At 69.8% G+C, this 9,156-nt stretch carries 9 protein-coding genes and 2 pseudogenes; 7 read left to right on the top strand and 4 right to left on the bottom strand.

Going from position 1 to position 9,156, the window contains the following annotated elements; genetic code table 11:
- Nucleotides 1-262 precede the first annotated feature (262 nt).
- Complete coding sequence (locus ACH4E7_RS44780) at nucleotides 263-790, top strand: hypothetical protein (protein WP_396254988.1); 528 nt, start codon at nucleotides 263-265, stop codon at nucleotides 788-790.
- A 280-nt stretch (nucleotides 791-1,070) separates the two neighbouring features.
- On the opposite strand, the gene ACH4E7_RS44775 is transcribed toward ACH4E7_RS44780, so the two are convergent.
- Nucleotides 1,071-1,247, bottom strand: coding sequence for a hypothetical protein (locus tag ACH4E7_RS44775; protein ID WP_396254987.1), 177 nt, complete (start codon nucleotides 1,245-1,247; stop codon nucleotides 1,071-1,073).
- A gap of 247 nt (nucleotides 1,248-1,494) precedes the next feature.
- Between ACH4E7_RS44775 and ACH4E7_RS44770 the strand changes: the two genes are divergently transcribed.
- Nucleotides 1,495-1,971 carry a DUF5994 family protein gene (locus ACH4E7_RS44770; protein WP_396254986.1) on the top strand — a complete coding sequence of 159 codons (477 nt, stop codon included), beginning with the start codon at nucleotides 1,495-1,497 and terminating at the stop codon, nucleotides 1,969-1,971.
- Between the two features lie 272 nt (nucleotides 1,972-2,243).
- On the opposite strand, the gene ACH4E7_RS44765 is transcribed toward ACH4E7_RS44770, so the two are convergent.
- The gene (locus ACH4E7_RS44765) at nucleotides 2,244-2,495 is read right to left on the bottom strand and encodes a hypothetical protein (protein WP_396254985.1); all 252 of its coding nucleotides are present in this window, start codon (nucleotides 2,493-2,495) and stop codon (nucleotides 2,244-2,246) included.
- 714 nt (nucleotides 2,496-3,209) lie between these two features.
- Here ACH4E7_RS44765 and ACH4E7_RS44760 point away from each other — a divergent pair.
- Complete coding sequence (locus ACH4E7_RS44760; protein ID WP_396254984.1) at nucleotides 3,210-5,078, top strand: APC family permease; 1,869 nt, start codon at nucleotides 3,210-3,212, stop codon at nucleotides 5,076-5,078.
- Between the two features lie 221 nt (nucleotides 5,079-5,299).
- On the top strand, nucleotides 5,300-5,527 hold the full coding sequence (locus ACH4E7_RS44755; RefSeq protein ID WP_396254983.1) for a hypothetical protein: 228 nt from the start codon (nucleotides 5,300-5,302) through the stop codon (nucleotides 5,525-5,527).
- Nucleotides 5,528-5,590: 63 nt separating this feature from the next.
- On the opposite strand, the pseudogene ACH4E7_RS44750 reads toward ACH4E7_RS44755, so the two are convergent.
- Both ACH4E7_RS44750 and dnaK read right to left on the bottom strand, forming a co-directional pair.
- Nucleotides 5,591-5,836 (bottom strand): annotated as a pseudogene (locus ACH4E7_RS44750) (IS701 family transposase); the annotation flags it as partial.
- 464 nt (nucleotides 5,837-6,300) lie between these two features.
- Nucleotides 6,301-8,157, bottom strand: coding sequence for a molecular chaperone DnaK (gene dnaK, locus ACH4E7_RS44745; RefSeq protein WP_396254982.1), 1,857 nt, complete (start codon nucleotides 8,155-8,157; stop codon nucleotides 6,301-6,303).
- 224 nt (nucleotides 8,158-8,381) lie between these two features.
- Between dnaK and ACH4E7_RS44740 the strand changes: the two genes are divergently transcribed.
- The 3 genes and pseudogenes from ACH4E7_RS44740 to ACH4E7_RS44730 all read left to right on the top strand — a co-directional run.
- The gene (locus ACH4E7_RS44740) at nucleotides 8,382-8,606 is read left to right on the top strand and encodes a DUF6296 family protein (RefSeq protein ID WP_396254990.1); all 225 of its coding nucleotides are present in this window, start codon (nucleotides 8,382-8,384) and stop codon (nucleotides 8,604-8,606) included.
- 34 nt (nucleotides 8,607-8,640) lie between these two features.
- Nucleotides 8,641-8,875: pseudogene (locus ACH4E7_RS44735) on the top strand (SpoIIE family protein phosphatase); the annotation flags it as partial.
- 125 nt (nucleotides 8,876-9,000) lie between these two features.
- Nucleotides 9,001-9,156: DUF5994 family protein (locus ACH4E7_RS44730; RefSeq protein WP_396254989.1), on the top strand; the 156-nt coding region annotated here is incomplete at its 3' end.

The following is a 9,156-nucleotide window of genomic DNA, read 5'->3' as shown; positions in this document are numbered from 1 at the left end:
CCCCGGCCCCCTACGCCCACGCCTACAACGCGGACGGCAAGGAGATCTACAACCAGAAGACACAGCCCACAGTCAAGGGCGCCCGTCAGTAGGCGGTCTGTACAAAGAGCCTTCGCCATCTTCGAACGCGCTGGTCGGAGACCCTGGCGTGGTGCTCGACCGAGGTACTCGTGCTGGTTGGAGGCGGGAGTACGCGGTCTTGATCGTCCGTCACCGGCCGGCTTCGAGGTTCGTCAGGACGAGCAGGGCGCGCAGGAGAGCGGTGGCCGGCCGCGGCAAGGTGACCGTCCACCGATGCCTCGCCACGCTCTCCAGCGCTCTCGGCGACGCCGTCCGCCACCACCGGCTCCCCTACAACCCGGCCCGCCCGACCGTCATCCCTCGGCCCGCCGCAGCTGAACGCACCCGCCGCATCCCGTTCTTCCGCAGCCATCCCAGCCTGCCGCTCACCCTCGCGGCCCTCGGTGTCGTCGGCACGCTCATCCCCACCACGCCCGTGGCCACTACACTCGGCTTCCATCCTCTGCCGGGCGCGTTCTTCGCCGCGCTCGTCGGCATGGTCATCGGCTACCTCGCCCTGGTAGAGGTCGGCAAGCGGATCTTCTACGGCGCCGCACCCGCCGTGCCGGGTGCGCCCCGTTACAGCAGTCGCCGCCACCTGCGCCGCCTACTTCACCACCGCCAGACGCCGGCACAACCCGTCCTCCGCCGAACCATGACACACGGCCCCCGCCCCAGAAAAAGGCCGTTCCCCGCATCGCTGCGGGGAACGGCCTTCCGGCCTGCCTAGATGTAGCGCCGACCAGGGCAGCAGAATCTGAATCCACGCCCCCCGACCCCCATTCACCCTATGATCTTCCCGCCGAAAAGGCGGACATTTTTTCGATCACGGGCCGCAGAGCCAGGGATCCTGCCTCAGTGATCTGCATATTCGCCTCCTCGCGATCGTCCTACCGGTAACTCCTACCGGCACCTTCCAGGATACTCCGCATTGCGAGAATTCGAGCCCGCCGTACACATGAATCAGTATTTGAAAAAACAGGGGAAATGCTGGTGCAGCGTACGCCGATCTACGTGGAGGCAAGGCAGGGAAGCCCGTCGAGCAGGGCTGTTGCAAAGTCCGGTGATCTCGTGAGGTTGCGCAGGGTCGCCATGTTCTCGTGTCCACGGCCGGTACGGATCTTCGAGGCGTCCTCGGCGAAGGTGGTGTCGCGGACGAAGTGCAGCCGGTTTTCGATAGCGCACACACCATTCGGTCGAACGCTTCCTGTGACTCGCCGTCGCGCACGGATCAGGCCGACGAACTGGCCGTTGACAGCGACGGCCCCTCGAAGCTCGAGCGGGTAACACCACTGTCAGCCCCCTGCTCACCCGGGGTCCGGCTGTGGCCGGAGTACGGTGGAAGAACCCACCGTCCATGGCTTGTGGACTGCTGCGGTGCCCTGGCGGCAGTAGCCAGGTCGTCCACAAGCGGGCCCGAGGCAGGTGTTCGACATGACCGCGACCTTCGATCCCACCGCTGCCGACCCACCGGGGCCGGAACCGGCGGTCCGGCTCTCATTGAGACCCGAGGGCGCCACCCGGGGCCGGCTGGACGGGGCCTGGTGGCCGCACTCGCACGACCTCCTACGTGAACTCCCCCCGCTGGCGGCGGCACTGGACCCCAAGTGGGGGAAGGTCACCCGCGTCACCGTGAATCCGACGCACTGGCCGGTCATCCCCCGGCGGGTCCCGGTCGCAGGCCACGTCATCCACGTCGGGTGGTTCGAACAGGAGCAGGACGCGGACGAGGTGATGGTGTGCTCCTTCATCCCTCTGCGCCTGGAGCTCCTGGTGATTCCCCCCGAAGCCGAGGCCTCCGCCGCCGAGTGGCTGATGACAGCGGCGTCCGACCCGGCCAACACCCGCACCGGCACCGACCTCCTGACAGCCGCGGGTGTGCCGACGGCAGACCTACGGGCCGACGGGTGACAACGATCGGCAGCGGACGACATCATGCCGTTCGCCGCCGGCCCGACTCCGACCTCCCGCCGTCGGCTCCCGCACCCGTCGGCACCGCGGGTCAGCCGGGCAGGTGCGCGGACACCGCCAGGGGATGCGCCGTCGCGTGCCCGGATGAAGCCCTGCTCCGCGGCGGCCTCGCAGTCGATGACCGAAGCCGTCCCGCGCGAACGGACGTCCGGGTGCAGGCAACGGTGATGCGGCGAGCCGCGCCGCCGTCCTCCTGGTTGCGGCTGGTCCCGCTACTCGCGTGACCACTCGGTTTCGGCCTGAGGCTCGCCGACCGAGTGTCGCCCCTCCCAGGCTCGGACCCTGATCGCCCGGGGGCCGGGAGCGGGACTGGAGAGGGTGCGCACGAACACGTCCCGCAGGTGGTTGGCCGCGCGCTGGGGTGGCCCGTCGTATTCCAGGGGGTTCGGCATGGGAGCGCCGTCCTGCTGGGACCAGCGGCCGTCGTCGTCCTGGGTCTCGAGTATCCACCGGTAGTACCGCATCCTGGCCTCCCACTCCGACGAGCCTGCGCCAGAACACGACCGTAGGGGCCGGACAGGCCGCCCGCGACCGGGGCACTTCCACCACCACCGCCGCGCGGCCGGTGATCGCGCCGAGTCGCGCGACCGGCACACCGGGCGAGTGCAGCGCGCACACCACCGACAGGGAATGGAAGACGCCACAGACCTCGGAGGTCGCTGGTGTTCGAAGCAGGTGACATCCGGGAATGGCGCGGCCACGACGTGCTCGACGCCGCCCGCCGTGCCGAGCATGTGGCGGCCCGGCGTGTGCCTTGCCCCGGGCAGGGGACGCCATGCGTAACACTGTGTGCTGTGTCGAGTACACGGCGGGGCGATGGCAGTGCCCGGGAAGACGGCGCGTCGAGCCCCGACGCCCTGCTGTCGGCGCTCGACGCGGAGCAGCTCGGAGTGTTGCGCCGGGTGGGGCTTGAGTGGGGTCGGGTTGCCGGGGATCCGCAGGCATGGCGACGTGCGCTGCCGGTGGATCCGGATCTCGGTCGTTATCCCGCTCCTTCGGAGATCCGGCCGGTCCGCTTCGGTCGTTTCGTGCGGGTCGCCGCGGTTGGCGGAGGACCGCCTGCGGTTGAGGCGACCAGCGAGGACACACGGACTTCCCGGCTCGGCCGGGTCGGTACCGGGGTCCGGCACGCGTTGCTCGGGGCTCCGCTGAGGAGCACCGCGATCGCGCATGAGCGGATGCGCAAGCTGGTGGCGTCGCCGGTGCTCTCCGCCGACGCGCTCTCCTCGGTCGCGTACGGACCTGAGGCGATGCTGGCCGTCCTCGTCCTCGCTGGTGCCGCCGGGTTGCGGTACTCGGTGCCGATCGCCGTGACGATCGTGTTCCTGATGCTCGCGGTCGGGGTGTCCTACCGTCAGACGATCCGTGCCTATCCGCACGGCGGTGGTTCGTACATCGTCGCCACCGCCAACCTGGGCCGCGTTCCCGGGCTGGCGGCCGCTGCCGGTCTGATGACCGACTACATCCTCACGGTCGCGGTCTCGATCGCCTCCGGGATGGCGGCGGTCACCTCGGCGATCCCCTCGCTCCAAGGCGACATCGTGCCGATCGGCGTCACCGTGATCGCTGTGCTGCTCGCCGGGAACCTCCGCGGTGTGCGACAGGCGGGTGCGCTGTTCGCCGCACCGACGTACGCCTTCGTCCTCGCGGTCCTCGCACTCGTCGCCGTGGGCCTGTTCGACGCGGCCGGCCACGGTTTCCACCCGACCACGACACCACAGCCGACCGCGACCGAGGGCATCAGCCTGCTCCTGGTCCTGCGTGCCTTCGCCTCCGGCTCGACGGCGATGACTGGCATCGAGGCGATCTCCAACGCAGTGCCGGCCTTCCAGCCGACCGAGTGGCGCAACGCCCGCACGACACTGACCTGGATGGTCGGCCTGCTCGTCGCGCTGTTCGCGGGCACGATCGCTCTGGTCCACCTCGACGGCGTCGTGCCCAGTGCGAACGAGACGGTGCTGTCACAGCTCGCCCATCGCACCTTCGGCCCTGGTTTCTTCTACGTCTTCACCCAGGCCGCCACCGCCGCGATCCTGCTCCTCGCCGCCAACACCGCCTACAACGACTTCCCCCGCGTCCTGTTCCTGCTGGCCCGTGACAGCCAGGCACCGAGGATCTTCCTGCGGCTGGGCGACCGCCTGGCCTTCAGCAACGGGATCATCCTGCTCTCCGTCGCGGCGGCGGCGGTCTACGCGGCGTTCGGCGGCAAGACCGGCCCCCTGATCCCGCTCTATGCCGTCGGTGTCTTCCTCGCCTTCACACTGTCACAGACGGGCATGGTCGTGCACTGGTGGCGCCTGCGCGACCGCCACTGGCGTAAGAGCCTGGCCTTCAACGCCACCGGCGCCCTGCTCTCGGCGATCGTCTTCGTCACCGCCGGCATCACGAAGTTCACCGAGGGCGCCTGGTTCGCCGTGCTCACGGTGGGACTGTTCATCCTGGTGACGACACGAATCCGGCACCACTACGACACGGTCGGCGCGGCGATCGCCCTGCATCCCCATGCCGTCGAAGTCCCCAGCCGTACCATCACACCTCCGAGATCAGGGGCCGGCACAACACGAGGCACCGCACAGACGCTGGGCACCGCGCCCGGAGCGCCGTTCGGGACCACGGCCGAAGCGGAGAGCGAGGAGACTCCCGAGGAGATCCACCCCCTGTCGATCGTGCCGATCGCCGCACTGAACCAGGCCGGCATGCGAGCGCTGGCCTACGCCACCTCGCTCCAGCAGCCCGTCCTCGCGCTCCACATCAGCCCCAGCGCGGACGAGGCCCAACGCTTCCTTGAGTACTGGAACCTGTGGGGCGACCACCTGCCGCTGAAGATCGTCCTCTCCCCGTACCGCGCGATCGTCGCACCGCTGGTCAACTACATCGAATCGCTGCACCACCAGCGCCCGGACCTCACCCTGACCGTCATCCTCCCGGAGATCGTCGTACGGCACTGGCGCCACCGCCTCCTGCACAACCGGCTCGCGGCTCGGCTACGGAGGGCGCTGCGCCCCCTGCCGAAGGTCGTCGTCACGACCGTCCCGTTCCACGTGTAGGACAGCGGCGGCACCGAGCAACCCGACGCGTCCGACCGCGCACAGCGGCACATCCGTTTCGTCGGGCCACCGGGACGGTTCCTCGTCCCCCTGGAAAAGCCGACCCTCGGCAAGGGCGGGCGCAACGGATGGTTGGCCCCGGGCCGACCAGGGCACGGAGGTGGACACCAGGCCCCTTGGGCGGGCATGGCAGGGCTCCGATGGTGGACCCGGGCGCAAACATGGACAATCAGGTCATGGCAGGCCTTGAGGCGAACCCCGGAACAGTGCATCTGGCCCATGGGGCGGGATACGTCAGCCCCGGCGTTGCGCTCGGCGAGTCGGTCGGGGGCATCATTCGTATCGACGAGCACGGATGGGTGCACGTCACTCAGAAGGACGGATCTCGGGTGTCGTTCCCGCCGCATGCTGTGGAACGCATCAACTGGGGCGAGCCCGCTTCCCAGTAGGGGTCGCGGCGCCGGCCCAGGTCGCGAGAACTATCTGCAGCTCGCGGACGACCTGGTAGAGGCTCAGGCCGCCCCCGAGTCTTTGGGGGCGGTGTCCAGTCTGCGCAGGGTGCAGAAGGCGTGGGCGAGGGACACGAGGGTGACGTGATGGTGCCAGCCGGTGAACGTGCGGCCCTCGATGTGGGCCAGACCGAGAGCCTGCTCCATCTCCCGGTAATCATGCTCAACGCGCCGGCGGACCTTGGCCATTCGCACCAGAGTGGTCAGCGGGATGTCGGCGGGCAGGTCGGAGAGCCAGAACCGGACCGGCTCGCTCTCCAGACCCGCGCCCCGCCGCCGGATCCTCACCGGCCGACGTGGCGGGTATGGCGGCGTGCCGTGGGCGGCGGGTCAGCGCGTCCCCCAGCGGGTCGGGCTGGCCGTGCAGCGTGTGTCCGGCGATCCGCCAATCGGCGGCCGGCGTGGTGTAGATCAGCACGTCCGGGTCGCGGAGAAAGGATTCGGCGGAGTGCGGCGGGCAGGGCTCGTGTTGTCACCCGCTGTCCAACGGGCACGGCCGCCCCGTCGCACGCGGAGGCGCCCGTGCCGTGCCAGTGAGCAGCCGCGGGGCGCATTGTTCAGCCACGCCCCGCCGGCCCGCCACCACGAGCCGGCGGGGCGCCCCGGTGGGCGGGCCTGCCAGGGTGGGGCCGGGTTGTCGTGACTGGAGGGTGGCTGCTGTCACGGATGACGCCCCCCGGGGCGGTCGTCCCGGCCCGGATTGGCGGCCCGGCTCATCCGGTTTCTCCTTTCGGGGTCTGGTCGTCGACGATCTCCGCATCGACGACCTCCTCCTCATCGCCGCTCTGCGTCGGGCCGGTGCCGGCCGAGGCTTGCGGGCCGCCGGCCTGGGCGTAGAGGGCGGTGCCGATCTTCTGTGCGACGGTGGCCGCGCGCTCCATCGAGGTGCGGATGGCCGGGCTGTCCTCGCTCTTGAGCTTGTCCTTCAGGTCCGCCAGGGCCCCGTTGACCTCGGACGTGACGTCTGAGGGGATCTTGTCCGGGTTGTCCTGGAGGAGTTTCTCGGTGGAGTAGACGAGGTGTTCGGCCTGGTTGCGGATCTCGGCGGCCTCCTTGCGGCGACGGTCCTCCTCGGCGTGCTGTTCGGCCTCGCGCATCATGCGCTCGATGTCCTGCTTGGGCAGGGAGGAGCCGCCGGTGACGGTCATCCTCTGTTCCCGTCCGGTGCCGAGGTCCTTGGCGGCGACGTGCATGATGCCGTTGGCGTCGATGTCGAAGGTGACCTCGATCTGGGGCAGGCCGCGCGGCGCCGGCGGCAGGCCGGTCAGCTCGAACATGCCGAGCTTCTTGTTGTACGCGGCGATCTCGCGCTCGCCCTGGTAGACCTGGATCTGCACGGACGGCTGGTTGTCCTCGGCCGTGGTGAAGATCTCAGAGCGCCGGGTGGGGATCGTGGTGTTGCGCTCGATCAGCTTGGTCATGATGCCGCCCTTGGTCTCGATGCCGAGGGACAGCGGGGTGACGTCCAGCAGCAGGACGTCCTTGACCTCGCCCTTGAGGACACCGGCCTGCAGGGAGGCACCGACGGCGACGACCTCGTCCGGGTTGACGCCCTTGTGCGGGTCCTTGCCGGTCAGCTCCTTCACCAGGCCGGTGACGGCCGGCATGCGGGTCGAGCCGCCGACGAGGATGACGTGGTCGATGTCGGACACCTTGATCCCGGCGTCCTTCACCGCCTGGTGGAACGGGGTCTTGCAGCGTTCCAGCAGGTCGGCGGTGAGCTGCTCGAACTGGGCGCGGGTGAGCTTCTCGTCCAGGTGCAGCGCGCCCTCGGCGGAGGCGCTGATGTATGGCAGATTGATCGTCGTCTCGCTCGTCGAGGAAAGCTCGATCTTGGCCTTCTCGGCAGCCTCGCGCAGCCGCTGCGCGGCCATCTTGTCCTTCGACAGGTCGATGCCGTAGCCGTTCCTGAACTGCTGGACGAGGTGGTCGACGATCTTCTGGTCCCAGTCGTCGCCGCCGAGGTGGGTGTCGCCGTTGGTAGCCTTCACCTCCACCACGCCCTCGCCGATCTCCAGCAGGGAGACGTCGAAGGTGCCACCGCCGAGGTCGAAGACCAGGATCGTCTGGTCACTCTCCTTGTCCAGCCCGTACGCGAGGGCCGCGGCGGTCGGCTCGTTGACGATGCGCAACACCTTCAGGCCCGCGATCTCCCCGGCTTCCTTGGTGGCGGTGCGCTGGGAGTCGTTGAAGTAGGCAGGGACGGTGACGACGGCGTCGGTGACGTCCTCGCCGAGGTAGGCCTCGGCGTCGCGCTTGAGCTTCTGCAGTACACGGGCGGAGATCTCCTGCGCCGTGTATCGCTTTCCCTCGACGTCGCCGGTGTCGGGGAAGCGCCAGTGCGGGTCGCCCACGTGGCGTTTGACGGAGCGGGCGGTGCGGTCCACGTTCGTGACGGCCTGGCGCTTGGCGACTTCGCCGACCAGCACGTCGCCGCCCTTGGCGAACGCCACGACTGACGGGGTGGTGCGCGCCCCTTCCGCATTGGGGATGACGGTGGGCTCGCCCCCCTCCAGGACACAGACGACGGAGTTCGTGGTGCCCAGATCGATACCGACGGAGCGAGCCATCGCGGGGCCTCCTCCCGCACGAGCGGATTCCTTGAGCCAACCCCCTCTGCCTCACTCGTAAGACGTGAATTGCCCGGTGTCAAGGGCTTGCGGGAGTCCGGCGGCGGGGGCCCGCGCCGGACCGCTGCGGCGACGGCCTGCGCTGTTCAGTGTCGGGCCGCCCGCCGCGGGGCGGGAGGGGCCCGAACGCCCGGTGGTGAGGAGGTTCGCCATGGCTTTCCGTACTGCGGTACGCGATTGCCCTGCCCGGTGCTCCCGGCACCCACGCGCCGCCCGAGACGGTCGTCGTGCATTTGACCGCCGACCTCGGCCCGAACGGGGAGCCGGTCTACACGGGCGTCTCGGGGCGTGTGCGCGTACAGGTGACCGCCGGCGGGATCGCGCGGATCCTCGACGGGCCCGCGGCGCGGCACTGGGGGCAATGCCTGCGGGCCGTCGCCCCTCCCTGATTCCCGGACTGGGTCGGCGAGGCCCGGGCGCCCGTGCTTCACCGACGGCCTGGTCGAGGAGCGCGAGGCCGGCGGGGAGCAGTTCGGGGTGGAACAGCTCATCGACTGGGTCAACCGCGTCGAGCGCTCGCAGGACGGGGTGCGGGCCGTGGTGCGCGCGCTCTCCCACGTCCTGAAGGAGAAGCGGGGCGGGCACACGAGCGACGGCCACCCTGTTCCTGATCGAGTGGCGCCGAGAGGGTCGGCACCCTCCACCACGGCTTTCGTGACCGGCCGGGCCGGCCCGGTGCGGGCGGAGTACCGTGGGGATATCGGGGCGGCCCGAGCCGCCGCGCCCTGAGGGTCGTCCCTCGCTCAGCGGGCTCGGCCCGCGCCCGCGGATGGGTGGCGAGCCATGTCGGACGAAACCAGTGCTTCGCACCACGGGCTTCTGCCGGACCGGTTCCGGCAGGCGACGAAGCCGGGGACGGTCCTGTTGCGGCTGGAAACCACACAGTCGCGCGAGGGCGTGCTCGACGGAGCGTGGTGGCCACATTCACGGGACATCAGC

The organism is Kitasatospora sp. NPDC018058 (genome assembly GCF_044327205.1).
Classification (GTDB): Bacteria; Actinomycetota; Actinomycetes; order Streptomycetales; family Streptomycetaceae; genus Kitasatospora.
This window is presented reverse-complemented; position numbering and strand designations above follow the sequence as displayed.

What these genes read in the sequence shown, in the direction of transcription:
- ACH4E7_RS44770 (WP_396254986.1), top strand. Translation starts at nt 1,495, where the DNA reads ATGACCGCGACCTTCGATCCCACCGCTGCCGACCCACCGGGGCCGGAA.
- ACH4E7_RS44765 (WP_396254985.1), bottom strand. Translation starts at nt 2,495, where the DNA reads ATGCGGTACTACCGGTGGATACTCGAGACCCAGGACGACGACGGCCGC.
- ACH4E7_RS44760 (WP_396254984.1), top strand. Translation starts at nt 3,210, where the DNA reads ATGCGCAAGCTGGTGGCGTCGCCGGTGCTCTCCGCCGACGCGCTCTCC.
- ACH4E7_RS44755 (WP_396254983.1), top strand. Translation starts at nt 5,300, where the DNA reads ATGGACAATCAGGTCATGGCAGGCCTTGAGGCGAACCCCGGAACAGTG.
- dnaK (WP_396254982.1), bottom strand. Translation starts at nt 8,157, where the DNA reads ATGGCTCGCTCCGTCGGTATCGATCTGGGCACCACGAACTCCGTCGTC.